At 69.1% G+C, this 21,487-nt stretch carries 15 protein-coding genes; 8 read left to right on the top strand and 7 right to left on the bottom strand.

Annotated elements, in window-relative coordinates; all coding sequences use genetic code 11:
• Position 1 precedes the first annotated feature (1 nt).
• Positions 2-643 carry a DUF7158 domain-containing protein gene (locus ABD210_RS17665; protein WP_344112671.1) on the bottom strand — a complete coding sequence of 214 codons (642 nt, stop codon included), beginning with the start codon at positions 641-643 and terminating at the stop codon, positions 2-4.
• The gene (locus ABD210_RS17660; RefSeq protein WP_344112670.1) at positions 640-4,956 is read right to left on the bottom strand and encodes a glycoside hydrolase family 38 N-terminal domain-containing protein; all 4,317 of its coding nucleotides are present in this window, start codon (positions 4,954-4,956) and stop codon (positions 640-642) included. Before ABD210_RS17660 ends, ABD210_RS17665 begins: the two co-directional genes overlap by 4 nt.
• A gap of 244 nt (positions 4,957-5,200) precedes the next feature.
• Between ABD210_RS17660 and nagZ the strand changes: the two genes are divergently transcribed.
• Complete coding sequence (gene nagZ / locus ABD210_RS17655) at positions 5,201-6,658, top strand: beta-N-acetylhexosaminidase (RefSeq protein WP_344112669.1); 1,458 nt, start codon at positions 5,201-5,203, stop codon at positions 6,656-6,658.
• Here nagZ and ABD210_RS17650 read toward each other — a convergent pair.
• The gene (locus ABD210_RS17650; RefSeq protein ID WP_344112668.1) at positions 6,598-7,857 is read right to left on the bottom strand and encodes an ROK family protein; all 1,260 of its coding nucleotides are present in this window, start codon (positions 7,855-7,857) and stop codon (positions 6,598-6,600) included. The two genes, nagZ and ABD210_RS17650, sit on opposite strands and share 61 nt — an antisense overlap.
• A 165-nt stretch (positions 7,858-8,022) precedes the next feature.
• On the opposite strand from ABD210_RS17650, the gene ABD210_RS17645 reads away from it, so the two are divergent.
• The 5 genes from ABD210_RS17645 (at position 8,023) to ABD210_RS17625 (ending at position 14,304) form a co-directional block, all read left to right on the top strand.
• Positions 8,023-9,684 carry a glycoside hydrolase family 13 protein gene (locus tag ABD210_RS17645; RefSeq protein WP_344112667.1) on the top strand — a complete coding sequence of 554 codons (1,662 nt, stop codon included), beginning with the start codon at positions 8,023-8,025 and terminating at the stop codon, positions 9,682-9,684.
• A 71-nt stretch (positions 9,685-9,755) separates the two neighbouring features.
• Positions 9,756-10,898: a Nif3-like dinuclear metal center hexameric protein gene (locus ABD210_RS17640; protein ID WP_344112666.1), complete on the top strand. Its 1,143-nt coding sequence runs from the start codon at positions 9,756-9,758 to the stop codon at positions 10,896-10,898.
• A gap of 76 nt (positions 10,899-10,974) precedes the next feature.
• On the top strand, positions 10,975-11,688 hold the full coding sequence (locus ABD210_RS17635) for a zinc ribbon domain-containing protein (RefSeq protein WP_344112665.1): 714 nt from the start codon (positions 10,975-10,977) through the stop codon (positions 11,686-11,688).
• Complete coding sequence (locus ABD210_RS17630; RefSeq protein WP_344112663.1) at positions 11,685-12,815, top strand: bifunctional RNase H/acid phosphatase; 1,131 nt, start codon at positions 11,685-11,687, stop codon at positions 12,813-12,815. Before ABD210_RS17635 ends, ABD210_RS17630 begins: the two co-directional genes overlap by 4 nt.
• Positions 12,816-12,867: 52 nt before the next feature.
• Entirely contained in the window at positions 12,868-14,304 is a 1,437-nt protein-coding gene (locus ABD210_RS17625; RefSeq protein WP_344112662.1) for an RNB domain-containing ribonuclease, read from the top strand.
• On the opposite strand, the gene ABD210_RS17620 is transcribed toward ABD210_RS17625, so the two are convergent.
• Positions 14,293-14,865: a TetR/AcrR family transcriptional regulator gene (locus ABD210_RS17620; RefSeq protein ID WP_344112661.1), complete on the bottom strand. Its 573-nt coding sequence runs from the start codon at positions 14,863-14,865 to the stop codon at positions 14,293-14,295. The two genes, ABD210_RS17625 and ABD210_RS17620, sit on opposite strands and share 12 nt — an antisense overlap.
• Before the next feature lie 53 nt (positions 14,866-14,918).
• Here ABD210_RS17620 and ABD210_RS17615 point away from each other — a divergent pair, with 53 nt between their 5' ends.
• Complete coding sequence (locus ABD210_RS17615) at positions 14,919-15,410, top strand: GNAT family N-acetyltransferase (RefSeq protein ID WP_344112660.1); 492 nt, start codon at positions 14,919-14,921, stop codon at positions 15,408-15,410.
• Here the strand turns inward: ABD210_RS17615 and ABD210_RS17610 are convergent.
• Positions 15,407-16,585: an alpha/beta hydrolase family protein gene (locus ABD210_RS17610; RefSeq protein ID WP_344112659.1), complete on the bottom strand. Its 1,179-nt coding sequence runs from the start codon at positions 16,583-16,585 to the stop codon at positions 15,407-15,409. The genes ABD210_RS17615 and ABD210_RS17610 overlap by 4 nt on opposite strands.
• Before the next feature lie 109 nt (positions 16,586-16,694).
• Between ABD210_RS17610 and ABD210_RS17605 the strand changes: the two genes are divergently transcribed.
• Positions 16,695-17,465 (top strand): DUF899 domain-containing protein, encoded by a 771-nt coding sequence (locus ABD210_RS17605; RefSeq protein ID WP_344112658.1) that lies wholly within the window; start codon positions 16,695-16,697, stop codon positions 17,463-17,465.
• Positions 17,466-17,531: 66 nt separating this feature from the next.
• On the opposite strand, the gene ABD210_RS17600 is transcribed toward ABD210_RS17605, so the two are convergent.
• The gene (locus ABD210_RS17600) at positions 17,532-18,662 is read right to left on the bottom strand and encodes a ThuA domain-containing protein (RefSeq protein ID WP_344112657.1); all 1,131 of its coding nucleotides are present in this window, start codon (positions 18,660-18,662) and stop codon (positions 17,532-17,534) included.
• Between the two features lie 9 nt (positions 18,663-18,671).
• Positions 18,672-21,482, bottom strand: a complete 2,811-nt coding sequence (locus tag ABD210_RS17595; RefSeq protein WP_344112656.1) for a carbohydrate-binding protein — start codon at positions 21,480-21,482, stop codon at positions 18,672-18,674.
• Positions 21,483-21,487: the final 5 nt, after the last annotated feature.

Raw genomic sequence — 21,487 nt, 5'->3', positions numbered from 1 at the left:
GTCAGTGCCGGTGCAGATTGTCAGGTTGGTTGCTGTCGCCTGGATGTTCGAGGCCGTGAACCAGCCGGACCCGTTCGTGCATGGCAGCGTTCAGCCAGCGCGCGAACGCCTCCAACCGGGCGCTGTCCAGCAGTTCGGCGTGCCACCTCGCGGCCGGTACGTCGGGATCGGCCGGAGGTTGCTCGCCGAGCACGTCCGCCGCGTACTCCAGCTGAGTGCGGGAGATCCGTACGTCGTGGCTGACCAGCTCGGCTACCCGGCGTACGGGCTCCGAACCGGCCAGGGCGGCGGCGGTGATCGAGCCGACCGCGATCGCGGTCGAGACGTCGAGGGGCTTGCCCGGGACGTCCGGTACGACGTCAGCGCGCCGCTGGAGCTCGTCGACGCACAGTTGCTCGGTGATGACCACCTGGGCCACCCAGCGGGCCAACTGCCGCCCCTCCCGGCTGTCCTCCCTCGGCAGGACACAGGCGGCATCACTCGCGCGCAGAACGGCGAGCCGCTCGTCCAGCAGCGCGCGCGGCACAGGCCGGTCGTTGAGGTAGGCCATCACCCCCGCCGGCGCGTGCGGGGCATTCCCGTGACCATGCCCGTGACCGTTCTCATGGCCAGCTCCGCGTCCGTGCTGGAGGGTGGCCGTCACGAGATCTCCAGCCGGACGGTCGGCGCGTACTGCGCCCGGCCGAACCACATCACCTTGGGCAGCACCCAGGCGTGGGCCGGGGCGGCATCAGCCGGCGCCTGGACCGGCACGGGCACGACCACCGACGACTTGGGCGGTACGACGACGGCCCGCACCGGCTCCGGCAGCCACGACCAAGTCCCGTACGGCGACGCCAGTTGTAGCTCGGCGCGGATCTCCGAAGAGGTGTTGTTCGCGAAGGTGAGGTCCAGCGTCTCCTTGCCGCCCGGCCGCAACCGCAGATCCTGGGTCGACGGGGTCACGGTCAGTCCGGTGGGCCGTCCCGGTTCGCCCTCGGCGGCGCCTGATCCGTGCTCCGGCGGCGCGGTCGGAGCCATCCCGAACCCGATGGTGGCCGTGAGCTCGGGGCTCTCCCCGACGAAGACCGTCACGACATCCTCGACAGCCTGTACTCCGGACCCGCCGGCGAGGGCATCCGTCTCGGTGATCACACGGGCGGCCACGAAGTACTGGCCGGGCTCGGTGTTCTCGGCCGGCGTCACGTAGGCGAGGTAGCGCGCGTAACCGCCTGGCTCCAGGGTCACCGGCCGGTCGGCGTCGGAGGTCCACCCGGCCGGCAGGTCGAGCGTCAGGGTCCCCTCGGCCGCGGCATCGGCGTACTGGTTCGCGATCACCATCGAGATCTCGAACTGCGCGCCGGCGGTCCGTGCGACGGTGGGGGAGACCGACAGGCTGACCGGGAGGAAGCCCATCTGCGCCGGGCCGCGGTTGTGCAGCCAGTAGCGCGAGTACGACGGCTGGGCGATCTCGCCGGACTGACCGAGAACCGCTGATCCAGTAGCCGCGGAAGCGTCGACGTCGAGCACGAAGGTGTCGACCGCCGAGCCGGCCAGCTCGACCGTGAGCTTGCCGTCGGCAACTTCCAGCGGCGCGCCGCGATGCTCGAGCAGGTCCGCGTGGCACGCACCGGTGATCGGCACAGCCGAGGTGACTGTGGCTGTCGCGCCCAGCCCCGTTGCCTCGATCAACCGGAGGGTGACGCCTTCGCGGGGATCCGAGGCCGTGCCCGAGCCGTGTGCGATCGGGTTGCCGGTGGGCTTGAGGGTAGACACGAGGACATCGCGCTCGGGCGAGACCTGCAGCAGCGAATGGCTGGCGGGCAGCAGGCCGTCATGCGCCGTAGTGGTTGCCGAAAGCAACGGTGACGAGAACTCCTGGCCGCGCGAAGGAAGCTGCAGCGCACGCCAGTCGCCCTCGCCCGTCGTCAGCGCGTAGCGGAACTCGTGGGTCCAGTGCTGCAGCTGGAACGACGACCCATCCGGAGTGGAGCGACGCGGTGGGTCGATCCAGAGGCCGGACGGCCAGCCCGTGCAAGAGCGCAGCAGTGATGCGTGCAGGGCGCCGGTCGCGTCCACCGCGAAGCCGGGCAGACCGTAGGTCAGGAGTGCGACCGTGGTGTCCGTGAAGTCCTCGATCACGCCGTCTCCGTGCACGGTCGCCGTGATCCGCGCACTACTCAGCTCCGCGATCGCCTGCCGCACAGACTCGTCGGTCGGCAGCACCAGGACGGAGATCGCCCGGACATCGCGCACATCCGCATTCGGCTGCCACACCTCGGCGAGCGCCGTCTTCGCAGGGACGAAGGCCGGACCGCCCGGCAGCGTGCCGAGCTCCTCGGCCAGCGCCTCGGTCAGGACGCTGGTGCCGACCAGGATCCGCAGGTCCGGCAAGTTCGAGTCGACCTGCAGATTGCCGTAGCGCGACCCGCCGGCCAGCGAGGTCGTCGCCGTCACACCGACCCGTGCCAGGGCGACCACCAGCTCGCGAACCTCGGCAGGCTCGGTGTCATCCGGTACGACGATCTCCGCTACCGCGAGCGGACGGGTTCCCACCTGGTTGCCGTCGGCATCGACAAGGGAGATCCGGGCGGTCGAGCCGAGACCGAACCAGGTGTTCGCCGGATTGTCCAGCGTCCACGGCGCCTGCTCGCTGTCCACGTCGATCAGGCCGAACCCGCGCCCGACGACCGCACCCGCGACCTCGCTCAGCGGCAACGCACCCGGCACGTCCGCGGGGAACTTCACCCGCACCAGCCGGTCGGACTGCGAGTGATCCAGGATCCGGGTGGCGAACTCGATCCGGTCGAGCCCGGTGTACACCGTGATCACCGACTCGTAGGCGATCCCGTCGACGTCACCGCGGCTGACCACCCGGCTGCCCAGCGGGCCGGCCTGGGTGAACACCTTCGCCGGCGCCTCGGACGAGCCCACGACCGGTCCGCTCGGGGTGAGGTGCCACGGACCTTCGCCGAACCTCGGGTGGTCCGGGTACTCCTCGTAGACCCGCAGTTCGTTGCCGAGCCCCTTCAACACCTGGCGCCCGGTCCGCTTGTCGACGATCGCGCTGACCGCGCCACCGCGGGACGGGTCGACCGTGACGTGGAAGAACTCGTTCTCCACCGAGTCGGATCCGGCCGAATCGACGCTGGAAGCCGGGCCCCACGACCCCGCAGTACCGGCGGTGAGCTGGTAGGTCCGCCAGCCCAGCGAGGGCACGTTCTCGGCGAGGAAGGTCAGCTTGCCACCCTCCACCACCGACGCCACTTCCTCCCCGTCGGCGGTCAGAACTCTTGCGTCCGAAGAGCCGAGGGGCAGGGCCCCCGCTTCTTCGGACGCAGCAGGGAGGGAGACGGTGACGAGGTCGGTGCGGGTGAAGGAGAGAGTGTTGGTGACGACGACCGCGGTCGAGCCGAAGGCGCTGGTGTCGATGCGGGCGGCGAACGCCTCCAGCGACGCGGAGCGGGCCGCGTCCGACAGGTCGTGGGCCTCGCGCCAGCCGGTGACGAGGTCGATGTAGACCTGGTCCGACTCGGAGCCTGTGATGGCGTCGTGGTGCGCGCCGTAGGCGAGCTGCCGCCATACCTTGTCCAACGACGCCTCCGCGAACCGCCCCAGGCCGAGCAGATCGGCGTACGTGCCGAGCTTCTCGGCGTCGACGGCAGCGACCTCGGCGGCGCGCTGGGCCTGCTTGGTGTCGATGTACGAGACATCCTTGCCGGTGTAGATCGGGTTCATGTCCCGCGACTGCGGCGATGGGCGACGGCCTTCGTCCTCCAGTTCGGCGCGGACCCGGTCCATGAAGTGTTTCGTCGTGCCGCAGACGAACTTCGGCCACGCATAACGAGCAGCCCAGTCGTGGTGCAGCGCGGTGATCCAGTTGTTCGGCGGGGTGTAGTCGCCACCGACCGGCAGCAGGGTGTTCTTGGTCGCCGCCACAGTCTTCAGCGTGGCGAACAGCTGATACGCCGTTTCGCCGGCCGCCTCGACGCTCGGCGCGTGCTGCAGCTCCCAGCCCGGGCCGTAGTGGTCCGGCATGTAGTGCGTGAGCACGCCGTCGCCGCTCGGGCTGATCCACTCGAACTCGCTGTGGAACTGCATCACCGCGGCCGTGCCCGACTTCGGATCACCCCAGGCCTGCCGTAGCGGCCCCCACTGGTGGAACGGCCCCCGGGCCCAGGCGCTGCCGGTCAGCCCGGCCTTGGCGAGGTAACCCGGGAACTGCGGGTCGTGCCCGAACACGTCCAGCTGCCAGGCGTTCCGCGGGTCACCGCCGAGGATGTCGCGCTGGTAGCCGACGCCGTACACGATGTTGCGGATGGTGGTCTCGGCGCCGGTCAGGTTGGTGTTCGGCTCGTTGTAGGTGCCGCCGATGATCTCCACCCGGCCCTCCGCGATCAGCCGGCGCAGTACGGCGCGATTCTCGGGGAAGGTGTCGAAGTACGGCTTGAGGTAGTCCAGCTCCGCTAGCACGAAGCAGTACGCCGGGTCGCGCAGCGCGAGCTTCAGGTGCGCGTCGACGAGGCTGAAGGCGTTGTGCGTGTACACGGGCCGGGTGGTCCCGTCCGGGCCCTGCAGATCCCAGCTGGTCGTGTAGGCCGCCTGCGTGTTCCACCAGACCGGGTCGTAGTGGAAGTGCGACACCATCACCATGGTCCAGCCCGGCTCGGCGATCACCACAGTGCCGCTGTCGCTCGCCACGGACTGACCCGCCGCAAGCACCTGAACCGTCGCGTCGACAGCCTCCCCGTACTGCGTACGCAGCGCGGGGGCCACCTCGAGTGGCACCTCCAGCAGGATCGAGCCGTCGCCCGGCGGGACGTTCGTAATACCGGAGACGCCCTCACCGGCGACCTGCACGGCCAACGCGCCATCGCCGGTCGAGCGGGTCAGCTCGATCCGCAGGAGCTGGCGCGGGTCGTCGTCGCTGCCGACGAACAACTCGGGGGAGGAGACGCGGGTGATCTGCACAGTCACGGTGTTGGGCTCCGTCGAGAGCGGTCAGGTCGGGAGACAACGTTATCCGTAACCGGCCGATACGGCGAGGGGTCACCGCTGCCAATCACAGGAAAACCCGCAGGTGAGCGCTCCGGCTATGCCTTGACAAACCCTGACAACGATAGCCTCAGGAACGGTCTGGCAGGCATCGAGCAGGTCAAATCTTTGCTGTCAGTGACCGCGTCGGGTAGCGGCACCCGGCCGGACACGAGAGGGTGGCCGGATGAGTGATCAACTGGATCGTGATGCTGCCGGCGCGCTGATCGTCGGCTTCAACGGGACCACCGCCCCGGATGAGCTGCGCCGGGCCGTCGCTGCCGGCCTGGGGGCCGTCATCCTGTTCACCCGCAACGTCAAGGACGCCGAGCAGGTCGCCGCGCTGACCGCCGCGCTGCGGGCCGAGCGGTCCGACCTGGTGATCGCGATCGACCACGAAGGCGGCGAGTTCAGCCACCTGGCCCCGGCCAACCCCTGGCCGCTCGCCTCACCGCGCTCACTCGGCGAACTCGACGACGTCGACCTGACCCGATCCTCTGCCCGGGACGCGGCTGCCACGCTGGCCTCGCTCGGCATCGACCTGATGCTCGCGCCGTCTGTCGACGTGAACAGCAATCCGGCCAACCCGGTCATCTCAACCCGCTCCTTCGGCACGTCCGCCGAGTTGGTCTCGAGGCACGGCGTCGCCTTCGTCGAGGGCGTCCGCGAGGCCGGCATCGCCGCCTGCCCGAAGCACTTCCCGGGCCACGGCGACGTCGCCGTCGACTCCCACCTGGCGCTGCCGCGGGTCGAGCGGTCGATCGAGCAGGTGACGGCGGTCGAGCTCGCGCCGTTCCGGGCGACGATCAACGCCGGCGCGGACGTGATCATGAGCGCCCACATCGTCTTCTCCGCGTACGACGACCAGCCCGCCACCTTGTCCCGGCGGATCCTGCACGGCCTGCTCCGCGAGGAGCTGGGGTTCTACGGCGTGATCACCACGGACGCCCTGGAGATGCAGGCGATCACCGCGACCCATGCGATCGAGGACGCCACCGTCGCCTCGATCCGGGCCGGTGCCGACCTGGCGATGATCGCGATCGGCGACGCCGACCCCCGGGCCCTGACGGGCCGGCTGGTCGATGCCGTCGGCAACGGATCGCTCGACGCGTCGCGACTGGCGGACGCGGCCGGCCGGGTCCGGTCGCTGGCCGAGTCGCTGGCCGGAAGGGCGCGTCGGCGCGGGTATGACGGCGCACCGATCCGCGAGGTCGCCGCTCGCATCGTGACCGGGCAGGAATTCCCCGCGCTCGGCGGCTCGCCGTACGTGGTGGATCTGGCCCAGGGCCTGCACCCGGCCTGGAACCCCTATTTCAGCGGCCTGCCCGAGATCTTCGCGCGGGTGGCCCGCGACTCGGACGGGGTGGTCCTCCGCGGCGAGGACGCCGACGCCCTCTCGGCCGCCCAAGCCGCCGCGATCGGCCGCCCGCTCATCGTCTCGGTCCAGGACGCGGTCCGTACGCCGTGGATGCGCGCGGCGCTGGACCTCCTGCTGCACAGCCACGAAGGCGAGGTGTTCGTCCTCTGCAGCGGAATCCCCGAGGACCGGGCAATCGTCCCCGCCACCGTCCCCACCGCGGTGACCTACGGCCGCAACCTGGTAGTACTCGAGGCCGCGGCCTCAGCCCTGACCCGCCGGCCCTGAACGCGGGTTGTCAGTTGGAGGTCCAGGGCGTGTTGTTCCACGTAGTTGAGGGCGTGGCGGACTGCGCCGACGGAGACGATGGCGTCGCCGAGGGATGAGGCGGCGACCCGGGGCGGGGTGGCGGTGAAGGTGGTGAGCTGCCGCTCGATGTCGGGGAGGAGCGACTTGGCCGCCTCGGCGACAGCGCCGCCGATGACGACCAGTTCGGGGTTGAAGAGGATGCCCAGGGTCGCGACCACGCGAGCCGTACGGTCCGCGATGTACTGAAGGATGCCTAGGGCAACTTCATCGCCGTCGGCCGCCGCGGTGAAGACCTGCTCCGCGGTGACGGGATCCGCGCCGGCCAGCTCTCGCAGTGCGGTCTTGGTCGAGCGGTCCGCCACCACCTTGGCGCCTTGTTCGCGGGCGGTTCGGGCAATGCCGGCCGTGTCGCCGACGCCTTCCACGAGCTTGAGGTAGACCATCTCGCCGGCGCCGCCGCGGCTTCCGTGCAGCAGGCGGCCGGAGTCCATCAGGCCGGAACCGAACCGCTCGCCGGCCAGCAGGACGACGAGGTCGTCGACGTCGCGCGCCTCGCCGCGCCAGTGTTCGCCGAGAGCGGCGAGATTCGCGTCGTTCTCGAGCAGGACCGGCCAACCGTGCAGCTCGGTCAGTCTGGCGGTGAGCCCGGTGTCGGACCGCCGCCAGAACTCGTCGTCGAGAAGGATGTTGCCCAGGCGATCCACCGGCGCCGCCACGCCGATCCCGGCCGCGAGCACCTCCGCATCGGTGACGCCGGCCGAGGACAGCGCCTCGACCACCGCCTCGTGGACCAGTTCGGTGCTCTCAGCGGGCGACCTGACCTGCTGGAACGACCGGCCGGACTTGGCCACGGTCTCGCCGCGAAGGTCGGCCAGCAGCACCGTCGTCTTGCCTGCGCCGACGTCGATGCCGAGCACATACCCGGCCTGGCTGTTGAACTCGAAGCGCCGCGAGGGCCGGCCGACGGCGGCGTCGTCTTCGCGACCCGGGTCGAGCTCGATCACCCAGCCCATCTCGATCAGGTCGTTGCAGACCGCGTGGACGGTCGCGCGGGTCAGGCCGGTGGCCTCGATCAGGCCGGTTCCGGTCATCACGCCCGCCGTCGACAGCACGCCGAGCAGCTTGCCGGCGTTGACGCGGCGGAGCAGGGGTGGCGTCGCCGCCGACGTCTTCGGCATATCGGCCTTGACCTCCTCGCGAATCCCCGCGCACAATACTGCAGAGTCTAAATTTAGAGTCTATATAAATTTGCCGGCAAAACCACCGCAACCTGGTGGTAACAACCGCGCCGGATCCGGACACCCCGCCAGAAGCAAAGTCCAGCCGAATGAGTGAGGCTTCTCTTGACCAGCACCGAACCGTTGGTGATCCCCGTCGGCGCCCCGATCGACTCCGACTGGTGGCGACAGGCCGTCGTGTACCAGATCTACCCGCGCAGCTTCGCCGACTCCGACGCTGACGGTATGGGTGATCTGCAGGGCATCATCAGCCGGGTCGGATACCTGACCTCGCTGGGCATCGACGCGGTCTGGCTGAGTCCCTTCTATCCGTCCGCGTTGGCCGACGGCGGGTACGACGTGGACGACTACCGCAACGTGGATCCGCGGCTCGGCACGCTGGACGACTTCGACGAGTTGGTGCGCGCACTCCACGACGCCAGGATCAAGCTGATCGTCGACATCGTGCCGAACCACACCTCGAACCGGCACGAGTGGTTCCTCGAGGCGCTCGCGGCACCGAAGGGATCGCCCGCCCGCGATCGGTACATCTTCCGCGACGGCACCGGGCTCGACGGATCCGGGCCGCCGTCCGACTGGGATTCGGTGTTCGGCGGATCCGCCTGGGCCCAGACCGAGGACGGCCAGTGGTACCTGCACCTGTTCGCCGCCGAGCAGCCCGACCTCAACTGGGGCAATGCCGAGGTGCGCGCCGACTTCCTGAAGACGCTGCGCTTCTGGTCTGACCGAGGCGTCGACGGATTCCGGGTGGACGTCGCGCACGCGCTGGTGAAGGACCTGACCGAGCCGTTGCCGTCCAAGACCACGCTGCCCCGGCAGTCCGAGTCGAACGGCCTGCACCCGCTGTGGGATCGCGAAGAGGTGCACGAGATCTACGTCGAGTGGCGGAAGGTGCTGAACGAGTACGACCCGCCCCGGACCGCGGTCGCGGAGGCGTTCGTGCCGGCCACCCGGCGGGCCCGGTATGCCAGCGCGGAGGGTCTGGGCCAGGCGTTCAACTTCGACCTGCTGCAGGCGGACTGGGACTTCGACCGGTTCCGCGAGGTGATCAAGGAGAACCTCGCGCTGGCCGAGCTGAACGGCTCGTCCTCGACGTGGGTGCTCTCGAACCACGACGTGGTCAGGCACGCGACTCGCTATGGACTGCCGAAGGATCCGGCCGGGGCTTGGCAGGACGGCAAGGCCTGGCTGCTGAGCAACGGGACCGAGCCGACGGTCGATGTCGAGCAGGGTTTGCGCCGCGCGCGGGCCGCAGTACTGCTGATGCTTGCGCTGCCTGGCTCGGCGTATCTGTACCAGGGGGAGGAGTTGGGGCTGCAGGAAGTCGGTGAGCTGCCGGCGGCGAACCTGCAGGATCCCGCGTACTTTCGGTCGAAGGGCGCGGAGAAGGGCCGGGACGGGTGTCGCGTGCCGTTGCCCTGGACGATCGGCGGATTGTCGTTCGGCTTCGGCTCGGGTGGATCGCACCTGTTGCAGCCGAGGTGGTTCGGGTCGTATTCGGTCGAGGCGCAGGAGGGAGACGCCTCGTCCACGCTGAGCCTCTACCGGAAGGCTCTGGCCGTTCGGCGGGGGTTGCGTACCGGCGAGGGGCTGGAGTGGGTCGACGGGACCGCGTGGGCGCTGAACTTCAAGCGCCCGGGCGGCTGGCAGTCCGTCACCAACTTCGGCGCCGCTCCGGTCGAGCTTCCCGACGGCGCGGTGGTCCTGGCCAGCGGCCCGCTCGAGGGCGCCAAGCTGCCGACCGACACCACCGCCTGGCTGATCTGACCGGTACTACGGGCCTGTGGTCGCCGAGGCCTCACCACAGCTACCCGAAGGCGAGCGGGAGGTGCGGCAGGATGGGACTCGTGGAACCGACGCTTGGTGATGTGGTGGCCGTTCTGGACAGGCTGTACGACCCGGCCTGGGCGGAGAGTTGGGATGCGGTCGGGCTCGTCACCGGCGACCCTTCGCAACCCGTGCGCCGGGTGTTGTTCGCGGTGGATCCGCTGCGAGCGGTCGTCGACGAGGCGATCGATGGCAAGTTCGATCTGCTGGTGACGCATCACCCGCTCCTGCTGCGCGGCGTGAACAGCGTCGCGGCGACAACGCCCAAGGGGCGCGTGATCCACGACCTCATCCGCAACGGCACCGCCTTGCACGTGTGTCACACGAACGCCGACAACGCGAACCCCGGAGTGAGCGACGCCCTCGCCGAAGCACTCGGGCTGAACGACACCCGGCCGCTGAAGGCGATGCCGACCGCGCCGATGGACAAGATCGTCGTCTACGTGCCGATCGACGAGACCCAGGCGATGATCGATGCCCTCGCCGCAGCGGGAGCCGGCCGGACCGGCCACTACGACCGCGCGGCATGGACCTCCACCGGTGCGGGCACGTTCCGCCCGCTCGCCGGCGCGAACCCGACGATCGGACAGGTCGGTGAGATCGAGAACGTCCAGGAATCGCGGGTCGAGCTGGTGCTTCCGAGGAAGCGCCGGCGAGCCGTGGTGGAGGCGTTGAAGGCGACGCACTCTTATGAGGAGCCCGCGTTCGACGTGTTCGAGCTGGCGTCCCTGCCGAGCGCACTCGGCGGCGGGCGGATCGGCGTACTGACCCAGCCTCTCCCGCTGAAGGAATTCGCCCAGCTTGTCGCCGAGAGCCTGCCACGCACCGAGCACGGCGTACGGGTGTCCGGTGATCCGGAGCGGACGATCGAGACGGTCGCGGTGGTCGGGGGAGCGGGCGATTCGGAGTTCGACCGGGTCCGCGCGGCCGGGGTCGACGCGTATGTCACTGCCGATCTGCGGCACCACCCGGCGACCGAGGCGCGCGCGTACGACGGGGGGCCGGCCCTGGTGGACGTGGCGCACTGGGCCAGCGAGTGGCCGTGGTTGAAGGATGCGGAACGACTCCTGGGCGCGGGCTTGGCAGAGCAGGGCAGTACCGTGGACACTCACATCTCGACGCTCTGCACCGACGCCTGGACGCTCCGGCTCTGACGGCCGTCGCAGCGCTGACAACTGAACCTGATCTAAGGAGTCGACCCTGAACGCCGAGCCCGCCGTCCAACGCCGGTTGCTGGACCTGCAGGATCTCGACCTGCAGCTGGATCAGGTCGCGCACAAACGCAAATCGCTGCCCGAGCACCAGGTCCTGGCCGAGCTGGCGGCGGAGAAGTCGGTGGTCGACCGCGACCTCGTCAGCGCGGACACCCTGGTCAGTGATCTGCAGCGCGAGCAGAAGAAGGCCGACAGCGATGTCGACCAGGTCCGCCAGCGCAAAGCGCGGAACCAGCAACGGCTGGACTCCGGCCAGGTCACCTCGCCGCGCGACCTGGAGAACCTGCAGCACGAGATCGGTTCGCTGGACCGCCGGATCTCGGACCTCGAGGACGCCGAGCTCGAGGTGATGGAGCGGCTCGAGGCCGCCGAGGGGATGCAGGCGGATCTCAGGTCCCGCGCCGACGCCTTCGCCGGTCGTCAGGCCGAGCTCGAAAGCACCCGCGACGCGGCCACCAAGGAGCTCGACGAGCAGCGTGCCGCTATCGGCGACAAGCGCGCCAGCGCGGCGGCGGAGATTCCCGAGGACCTCATCACGACGTACCAGCGGCTGCGCGAGCGGAACGGTGGCATCGGCGCCGCGCCGCTGGTCGGCAAGCGCTGCATGGGTTGCCGGATGGAGCTCGCGCCCTCCGACCTGAACAAGTTCAAGGCAGCACCGCCCGACGCCGTACTGCGGTGCGAAGAGTGCGGGCGGATCCTCGTCCGTACCTCGGAGAGCAGCGTATGAGCGAGAGCATCACGCACGTCATCGTCGAGGCTGACGGTGGATCCCGGGGCAACCCGGGACCGGCCGCGTTCGGTGCGCTGGTGCGTGATCCCGCGACCGGCAAGGTGATCGCGCAGGAGGCGGCCACGCTCGGCATCGCGACGAACAACGTGGCGGAGTACAGCGGCTTGATCGCCGGGCTGGAGCTGGCCAGGGAGTACGCGCCGAACGCCTCGATCGAGGTGCGGATGGACTCCAAGCTCGTGATCGAGCAGATGGCCGGCCGCTGGAAGATCAAGCACCCGGACATGAAGCCGCTCGCGATGAGGGCGCAGAGTCTCGCGCCGTTCGGCACCGAGTGGACCTGGGTTCCCCGGGCCCAGAACGCGGCCGCGGATGCGCTGGCGAACATGGCGCTCGACGGCAAGCCGATCCCGTTGCGCCCTGCTGAGGTGGTTCCCGCGGAAGGCCCGGCGGCCGAGCCGTCCGATCAGCAGAAGGCGATGCAGGGCTGGGGCGCGCAGACCGAACCACCGACGCAGCTGATCTTCCTCCGGCACGGCGAGACGCCGCACACCGTGGACAAGCGCTTCTCCGGCTCGGGCGGGGACGACCCCGGGCTGAGCGAGACCGGGTTGATCCAGGCGCAGGCGGCCGCGCAGTACTTGTCGACCGTCGGTGGGGTGGACGCGGTCGTGTCGTCCCCGATGCGCCGGACCCGGGAGACTGCCGCAGTGGTGGCGTCCGCGCTCGGCCTCGACGTCGTGGTGAACGACGGGTGGGTGGAGTGCTCGTTCGGTGACTGGGACGGCCACACCTTCGCCGAGGTTCAGGAGAAGTGGCCGGAGGCGCTGAACGCGTGGATGGGTTCGACCTCGGTCGCCCCGCCCGGTGGCGAGTCGTTCGACGTCTGCGCCCGGAGAGCCCGCTCCGCGCGGGACTCGGTGCTCGCGGCGTACCCGGGCAAGACGGTCGTCGTGGTGACCCACGTGACCCCGATCAAGCTGATGGTCCGGGGCGTCCTGCAGGCCCCGATGTCGTCGCTGTTCCGGATGGAGCTGCGCCCGGCGAGCGTCACCGAGATCCACTGGTACGCCGACGGCTTGGCGTCGTTGAAGTCCTTCAACGTGCAACCCTCGCTAGTCTGACCCCTACGCCTGCCACAACCCAGTGGTGGGCTGGAGTGAACGGAGTGGTCGAGTGCCGTTGCAGAGAGTGCATTTCGCCGAGGAAGTCCCCGAGGTGTTCCGCGCGTCGCTGCAGGCGATCAGGCGTGAGCTCGAGGTTCCGGCGGAGTTCCCGGCCGAGGTGGTCGCCGCCGCGCTGGAGGCGGCGCAGAACCCCCGGCTGCCCGAGCTCGATCGCACCGACCTGGAGTTCGTCACCATCGATCCGCCGGACTCGATGGATCTCGACCAGGCCGTCTACATCGAGCGCAACGGCGACGGCTACACCGTGTACTACGCGATCGCCGACGTCGCCGCCTTCGTGCAGCCGGGCGACCCGATCGACGCCGAGGCTCGCAAGCGCGGCGAAACCCTCTACGCGCCGGACAAGCGCACTCCGCTGCACCCACCGGAGCTCTCCGAGGGCGCGGCGTCGCTGCTGCCCGACCAGGTCCGTCCCGCGCTGTTGTGGACGATCCAGGTCGACTCGGCCGGCGAGGGGACGGACGTCTCCTGCAAGCGCGCCCTGGTGAAATCGCGGGCCAAGCTCAACTATGCGGGCGTTCAGAAGGACCTGGACGCCGGTACCGCGTCGGAGTCGCTCCAGCTGCTCCGCGAGGTCGGCAAGCTGCGCGAGCAGCGCGAACTCGAGCGCGGCGGCGTGAACCTGCCGATCCCCGACCAGGAGGTCGTGCCCACCAACGGCGACTGGAAACTGGAGTTTCGCGCGCCGCTGCCGATCGAGGGCTGGAACGCGCAGATCTCCCTGCTGACCGGGATGGGTGCCGCGCACCTGATGATGTACGGCGAGATCGGCATCCTCCGCACACTCCCCGAATCGCACGACGACCTGCGCCGCAAACTGGAGAACACCGCGAAGGCGCTGGGAATCGCGTGGCCTGTCGGCACGTCGTACGCGGCCTTCATCCACGCGCTGGACCCGAAGGTGCCGGCGCACGCGGCGATGCTCGCGGGCTGCACGGTGCTCTTCCGTGGCGCCGGCTACACCTCGTTCTCGGGTGGTGTGCCGGAGCAGCCGGAACACGCCGCGATGAAGTCGGAGTACGCGCATGTCACGGCACCGCTTCGCCGGCTGGTGGATCGCTGGACCGGCGAGATCTGCGTGGCGCTGTGCGGGGACACTCCCGTGCCGGAGTGGATCCGCGAGTCGCTGGACGACATCCCCAAGATCATGGAGGAGTGCGACCGCAAGGCCCACGCCTATGAGCGGTCGATCGTCTCGATGGTCGAGGCCGGGCTGGTCGCCGACCAGGTCGGGTCGGAGTTCGACGGCGTGATCACCGACGTCGACGAACGTGAACCCAGCCGCGGCATCGTCGCCCTGTCCACGCTCGCGATCGAGGGCCGGGTCACGGGTTCGTCCCCGCTCCCGCTCGGTCAGCCGGTCCGCGTCAAACTGGTCGAGGCTGACATCGCCGCGCGCACCATTGCCTTCGAACTAGTCGGCTAGATAGCCGTTCACGGCTTCGGTCGTGCGGTCGAGGTCACCCGTCGCGAGTAGGTCGAGCAGCGCTCCGCGCAACATCGCCAGTACTCCGGTACGCCGCGCCTGCCCGCGATCCGAACCCCGCTCGCCCGCGGGTTGTGCGGTGGCGAGCAGGTCGAGCCAGTCGTCCACGGTCGAGCTCGCGAAGTCCGCCCACGGCCCGTCGGGTGCGACCAGCGAACGTCCGTAGGCCTCGACCCACAGCTTCATGAGTGGCCGGCGCTCCTCCGCGGCGAGCCACGTCCACAGCTCTCGCCCGACCACCTCCAGGCCGGGCGGCTCGTCGTACCGGCTGTTGAGCTGACGCAGCAGGTCGAGTTCGTCGGCTCGGGCGCGGGCGAGGAGTGCGCGGATCAGGCCGTCCTTGCTGCCGAACAGGAACAGCAGCACCCGGGGGCTCGACCCGATCGCAGTCGCGAGGGGCCGCAGCGAAAGATCAGCCAGCCCGTGGGTGAGCGAGTACGCGTAGGCGCGTTCCAGGAGTTCGGTCTGGCGCGCTGACGGGGGTGGTTTCGTCGGGTCCACAGAGCTAGTATCGCTGACTGAAACAGTCGTGTCAGTCAATCGGGAGGACGTGCATGTCCGAGATGGTGATCAGGCCGGCGGACCAGCCGGGCGATCTGGGCTGGGTCGTGATGGTTCATGGCGAGGTCTACGCGGCCGAGTACGGCTGGGGTTCGTCGTTCGAAGCGCTGGTCGCGCGGATCGTCGCCGACTACGCGGCCGACCATGACCCGCAGCGCGAGGCCGCCTGGATCGCCACCGTGGGTGGCGAGCGGGTCGGCTGCATCTTCTGCGTCCGTGGTCCCGACGAGGGCACCGCCAAACTGCGGCTACTGCTCCTGGCGCCCGCGGGGCGAGGGCTCGGTCTCGGGGCCCGGCTGGTTGACACCTGCCTCGCGTTCGCCCGTTCTGCCGGCTACAAGCGGATGGTGTTGTGGACCAACGACCCGCTGGTCGCGGCTCGCCACCTCTACGTCGACCGCGGCTTCAAGCTCACGGGGGAAGAGCCTCACGAACTCTTCGGCACCGGCCTCCTCAGCCAGACCTACGAACTCGACCTTGTCTAGTTGGAGCCGGTGCGACAGGTGGGTGCGCCCTCCGCGGGTCCACCGCGGATGAAGTGGTCCAGGAACGTGACGACGTACCCGTTCTGGATCGTCAGCGCCCGACGCGGGTCGATGCTGCCCAGCGGTAGGAACTTCCGCAGCGGCTGGGCAAGGTAGAAGGCGCTGTAGTCGGTGAAGTTGAAGTGGCGCGCACCCGGGATGACCGAACACCACTTCGGCCCGGTGCTGGCGTCGATCAGGCTCTGGGCCCGACGACGATCGTCCGGGTTGTCCTTGGCCTTGGGTCCACAGGTCGCGGTGATACAGGAGTCCTCCGAGCCCAGCAGCAGGATCGGCGCCTTCACCCCCGCCTGGACCACCTTGCCGAACTGGGAGCCGTCGAGGTCGACCGCCCCCGCGCAGCGGCTGTCGAGATGGCACGCCTCGAGTGACGCCGCGCCGCCGAACGAGTGCCCCACATAAGACACCTTCGCGGCGGTGTCGATCCGCCCGGCGAACAGGCCACCTCGTCCGGCCAGGGTCGCCGCGACGAAGCGCGCGTCGGCGGCCCAGGTGGCGACGATCCGATCACCAGCGGCGTCGGCACCAGGCGTGTTGTCGCCGAGGTTGTCGGGATTCGCGGCCTTCGTGCTGCCGATCGCCTGGCCGTCGAGCACGGTCAGATTGGCGCTGTACGTCGGGGTGACGCCGGCGACGATGTAGCCATGGCTGGCCAGATCCTCGGCCAACGAGGCGTACAAGGGCGCAGCGAATCCCATGCCGGGTTGGAGTACGACGACCGGGAACCGGCCGGGCGCCACCGCAACATCCTGCAGGGCGTGGTCGCGCAGCATCTCGAACGGACCCTGGAACAACGAGGCGACTCCCTGCAGGTGGAGTCCGCTCCACAGGTCCGGTGCGTAGTCGGCCCTGGCCGCGGTGGCATTGGCCTCGGCCGGATACCAGATCCACACCGCGAGCCTGCGCGGAGCTCCCGGCTTCGGTGCGAACGGGTCGACCCGCGACGAATCGGTCCACTCGACGCTGGTCCGGCCGACTCGGAACTCACCGGTCGGGGTGGGCAGGTCCACGGGACGTGACCGCTCGACCAGCACCCACCCGACGTACCCGCTCCCCGCCATCAGGCCGACCAGTGCCGCGAGAACAACCCCCGCCACCACCCGCCGCGCCCTCATACTCCGATGGTGCCACCGGATCGAGCATCGAGCGCCTCCTCGATGTCGAGACCGGTACGCCGGTTCCGACGTCGCGGGTGATTCTGACTGTCCGACCTAGGAGTTTTCGATGGAGCTGCCGCAGATCGTGTCGCGCCCGGAGTGGGTGGAGGCCAGGAAGAGATTCCTGGCGGAGGAGAAGGAGTTCACCAAGCGCCGGGACGAGCTGAACGCCAACCGCCGCCGGTTGCCGATGGTGGAGGTGGACAAGGACTACGTGTTCGAGGGACCGGACGGGCGGGTGGGGCTGGTCGAGCTGTTCGAAGGGCGGTTGCAGCTGATCGTGTACCACTTCATGTTCCACCCGGAGTGGGATGCGGGGTGCCCGAACTGTTCGGGGTTCGCCGACGACATCGGGCACCTGAACGGCCTGACCGACCGGGGAACCACCTTCGCCGCGGTGTCGCGAGCGCCGTACGAGAAGATCGCCGCGTTCAAGGCCCGGATGGGGTGGACGTTCCCGTGGTACTCGTCGGACGGGAACGACTTCAACTACGACTACCACGTGACGCTGGACGACTCGGTGGTGCCGTTCGAATACAACTACCGCACGAAGTCCGAGTGGGACCAGCTGCAGAACAACGAGCATGTCCAGGGCGGTCAACCCTTCGACCTGCACGGCATGAGCTGCTTCCTGCGCGTGGACGACGACGTGCACCACACGTACTCGACGTACGGCCGTGGCACGGACTCCATGGGCTTCACCACCAACGCCCTCGACCTCACCGCCCTGGGCCGCCAGGAACCTTGGGAAGAACCCAAGGGCCGAACCACCGGCCTGGGCGCCGTGGCCGGCGACCCGCGGATAACCCATCGCGAAACCGAAGACCACTGCCACTGAAGTCCGCGACGACCTCGATCTCAGCCGGTGACCGAGATCGAGGTCGTCGGGACAGCTGCGGCCGGGCTACCGCAGGGTGAAGTAGTCGACGTCGAACAAGGAGCCGGTGCCGCCGCTGAAGGTGAGGAAGGCCGGCCCACCGGAGGAGGCTGCGAGCGTTGTCGACACGGTCTGGAACGTGTCCCAGCTTCCAGTCACCGGCACAGCCACCGTGCCGAGCACCGGACCGGTCGCCGAGCCGGACCGGATCCGGATCGTGCCGCCTGCCCCGGCGGAGGAGACCCTCGCACTGAAGCTGGTCGCGTTGGCCGTGTTCACCTGCGAGTAGCCGGCCCAGTCGCCGTTGTCGATGTAGCCGAGCGTCTGCCCCCCACTCGCCGACCCGTGCCCGGCGACTTGGACGCCGAACTGCGAGGTGAACGCCTCACCTTCGACGTGAGGCTGCGCGGAGACGCCGGCCGCGTACTGGATGCCGCCGAGCAGATGGGCGCGGAACGCAGGCTCCGAGTAGGAGGCGATGGTGTGCCCGAACCCCGTGTAGAAGGATCGGCCGGAACCTTGCGCGTGGTACCAGGCGATCGGGTGATCGCCCATGTCGCCGCCGGTGTAGGAGGACTCGTCCAGCGTGATCAGTACCCGCACATTGGGTCTGGGGTTGGTGCGGTAGTTGTACAACTCGTCCGTGCGCACCCAGGTCTGGCCCAGGTGGCTAGTCGACGGATGCGTGCGATCCTCCACCCTGGCCGTCGCCTGCTGGATGGCCGGATGGCTACGGAACCAGGCGCCGACGAGCTGACCGTAGTACGGCCAGCTGTACTCCGTGTCGGCGGCTGCGTGGACGCCGACATAGCCACCGCCGCCGTTGATGTACGACTCGAACGCGGTCTGCTGCGCCGCGTTCAGTACGTCGCCCGTCGTGCTGAGGAACACCACGGCCCGGTAGGCGGCGAGCTGGGTCGTTGTGAAGGCCGCGCTGTCCTCAGTGGCTGTGACGGTGAAGCCGTTGGCGTTGCCCAGCTCGCGGATCGCCTGGATGCCGGCCGGGATGGAGTCGTGCCGGAAACCGGCCGTCTTGCTGAAGACCAGTACCTGGTAGGGAGCGGAGACGGACGCGGACGCGGGCCGCCAGTCGACCAGGCCGCCGACCAGTAGCAAGGCACCGGTCACCAGTGATTCGCGGCGAGTGAAAGTTGTCATGGCATCTCCTCACGAGATGGTGAAGGTGTCGACGTCGAAGAGGTTTCCCGCGCCGCCGGTGAAGGTCAGGAACAACGGGCCGGCGGCGGAACCGGTGAGGGTGGTCGAGACGGTCTGGAACGTCTCCCAGCCGCCCGTCACCGGGACGGTGACCGACCCGAGCAGGGTGCCGGTGGCCGAGCCGGAGCGGACCTGGATGGTGCCACCCGCCCCGGCCGACGAGACACGTGCGCTGAACGTCCTGGCACCGGCCGTGCTCACCGAGGAATAGCCCGCCCAGTCGCCGTTGTCGATGAAGCCAAGGGTCTGCCCGCCGCTTGCCCCGGCATGAGTAGCCGCCTGCACTCCGAACTGCGAGGTGAACGCCTCGCCCTCCAGGGTGGAACCGATGGATCCAGTCGTGGCGATGGTGAAGGAGTCGACGTCGAACAGGTTGCCCGCGCCTCCCCGGAACACCAGGAACAACGTCGTCGAGCCGGTCGGCCGGTTGGTCAGGTTGGCCGAGACGTTCGCGAACGTGTCCCAGCCGCCGGTCGACGTCACTGGAAGGCTCGCCATCAGGGTCCCTGTCGCCGAGCCGGCCCTGACCTCGATGGTCCCGCCCGTAGTGCCCGAGGAGACCCGGGCGGTGAAGGACGTGGCGTTGCCCACTGCGTAAGGCTGGAAGGAGATCCAGTCGCCGCTGTCGACGAAGCCGACGGTCCGGCCGCCTTCCGCAGTACCGTGATCGGCCAGCTGGATTCCCGACTGGGCGCTGAAGTGCTCGGCCTGCCGATGGCGCGGCTGGAGTGTGCGGACACTGTGCGAGGTGAGCCCGCCGTTGTCGGTGTACTCCGCGTCGAACACGCCGAAGACGTTGGCCGCCGCGTCGTGCTCACCGTCCACCGGTACTGCGATCGATCCCGTGCACCCGTTCTTCGACGTGATCTGGTGCCGGTGATCGTCATGCCCGAGCAGATAGGTGACCTTCACCCGGCTGCAGTCGATCGTGCCGTCCTCGGGGTCGCTCACACTCACCTGGAACGCGACGGTGTCCCCGAAGGAGAACAGTTGCCCGTCGAGCGACGTCTGCAGGGTGATCGTCGGCGCGGTATTTCCCACGCTGATCTGCACATTGGCCGAGCCGGTCAGGCCCGCCGGGTCGGTCACCGTCAGCGTCGCCGTGTAGGTGCCGGCGGTGTTGAAGGTGTACGTCGGGTTGGCCTGGGTGGAGGTTCCGCCGTCGCCGAAGGTCCAGCGATAGGTCAGCGCGCCGCCCTCGGGATCCGAGCTCCCCGCGGAGGAGAAGGCCACGGTCAGCGGCCGCCCGCCGGACGTCGGGTTCGCGCTCGCCTTGGCGATCGGGTTGCGGTTCTGGTTGCCGCGGTACTCGATCCGCCACAGCGCCTGGTTGTTGGAGCCCGTGCCGTAGTCGAGCACATACAGGGCGCCGTCCGGACCGAAGGCCATGTCCATCACCTGCGTGCCGGTCCACGGGAACGCGCCGATGTCACCGGGCGCTCCACCCGCGGTCACCTCGATCGCCTTGATCCACTTGCGTCCGTACTCGCCGGCGAAGTACCGGCCGTCCAGCGAGGCCGGGAACTTGACCGCCGAGTTGAGGTTCGGGTCGTAGCGGTAGACCGGGCCGCCCATCGGGGACTCGGAGCCGCCGGTGCCGAACTCCGGCGGCGTGCCGGCATCACCGCCGTACCGGATCCAGGAAGGTTTGGCCGGCTGCAGTTGGGTCTGACCGGTGTTGCGGAAGGAGTTGTTCGTGACCCCGCCCGCGCAGTTGAACTTGCCGCCGGACGGCCCACTCGGGAACTGGAAGTCGTTGTAGGTCTCGTTCGTCGTGTTGGTGCCGGTGCAGTAGGGCCAGCCGTAGTTGCCCGGCGAGGTGATCCGGTTGAACTCCACCTGGCCGTTCGGTCCACGGTTGGCATTGGTGACGCCGGCGTCCGGCCCGTAGTCGCCCAGGTAGACGATTCCGGTCGCCCTGTCCACGCTCATCCGGAACGGGTTCCGGAAGCCCATCGCGTAGATCTCGGGGCGGGTCTGTGCGGTGCCCGGCGCGAACAGGTTGCCGCTCGGGATCGTGTAGGTCCCGTCAGGCTGTGGGTGGATCCGCAGTAGCTTGCCACGCAGGTCGTTGGTGTTGCCGGCCGTGCGTTGCGCGTCGAACTGCGGGTTGCGGGTCGTGCGCTCGTCGATCGGTGTGTAGCCGTCGGACTGGAACGGGTTGCTGTCGTCGCCCGTGGTGAGATAAAGGTTGCCGGCAGCATCGAAATCGAGATCGCCGCCGACGTGACAGCACTGGCCGCGGTCGTTCGGCACCCGCAGCACGATCTTCTCGCTGGCCAGGTCGAGAGTGTTGTCGGTCTTGAGGGCGAAGCGGGACAGGTGCAGTTCGCCCTTCCAGCGGTCCCAGTCGGCCTGCGTGCCGTCGGTCGGCGCATCGCCGTCCGGAGTGGTCAATCGGGGCGAGAAGTACAGGTAGACGAAACGGTTGGTCGCGAAGTTCGGGTCGACCGCGACGCCCTGCAGACCCTCCTCGTCGTGGGTGTAGACGGTCAACTTGCCGGCGAGCTTGGTGTTGCCGGCCGCGTCGGTGACCCGCACGGAGCCGTCTCGCGCGGTGTGGATCACCGTTCGATCAGGCAGTACGGCCAGCGACATCGCCTCGCCGAGCTCGTTGCCACCGCTGGCGAGCGACACCTGCTGGTAGTCGCCGGGCGGGATGACTGACCCGGCTTCGGCCAGCGGGGCGCTCAGGCCCAGGGCAGCTGTCAGGACGGTCGTGATCAGCACGGACGTGTGCCGAATACCTCTTCTGGTCATGGCGC

Source organism: Kribbella alba (assembly GCF_039529635.1).
Taxonomy (GTDB): Bacteria; Actinomycetota; Actinomycetes; order Propionibacteriales; family Kribbellaceae; genus Kribbella; species Kribbella alba.
Note: the sequence above shows the minus strand (reverse complement) of the source record. Positions and strands in the feature narration are given on the sequence as shown.

Excerpts from the sequence above, each read along its gene's own strand:
- ABD210_RS17640 (WP_344112666.1), top strand. The coding sequence starts at position 9,756 with ATGGGACTCGTGGAACCGACGCTTGGTGATGTGGTGGCCGTTCTGGAC.
- nagZ (WP_344112669.1), top strand. The coding sequence starts at position 5,201 with ATGAGTGATCAACTGGATCGTGATGCTGCCGGCGCGCTGATCGTCGGC.
- ABD210_RS17630 (WP_344112663.1), top strand. The coding sequence starts at position 11,685 with ATGAGCGAGAGCATCACGCACGTCATCGTCGAGGCTGACGGTGGATCC.
- ABD210_RS17595 (WP_344112656.1), bottom strand. The coding sequence starts at position 21,482 with ATGACCAGAAGAGGTATTCGGCACACGTCCGTGCTGATCACGACCGTC.
- ABD210_RS17600 (WP_344112657.1), bottom strand. The coding sequence starts at position 18,662 with ATGACAACTTTCACTCGCCGCGAATCACTGGTGACCGGTGCCTTGCTA.
- ABD210_RS17605 (WP_344112658.1), top strand. The coding sequence starts at position 16,695 with ATGGAGCTGCCGCAGATCGTGTCGCGCCCGGAGTGGGTGGAGGCCAGG.
- ABD210_RS17615 (WP_344112660.1), top strand. The coding sequence starts at position 14,919 with ATGTCCGAGATGGTGATCAGGCCGGCGGACCAGCCGGGCGATCTGGGC.
- ABD210_RS17610 (WP_344112659.1), bottom strand. The coding sequence starts at position 16,585 with ATGAGGGCGCGGCGGGTGGTGGCGGGGGTTGTTCTCGCGGCACTGGTC.
- ABD210_RS17650 (WP_344112668.1), bottom strand. The coding sequence starts at position 7,857 with ATGCCGAAGACGTCGGCGGCGACGCCACCCCTGCTCCGCCGCGTCAAC.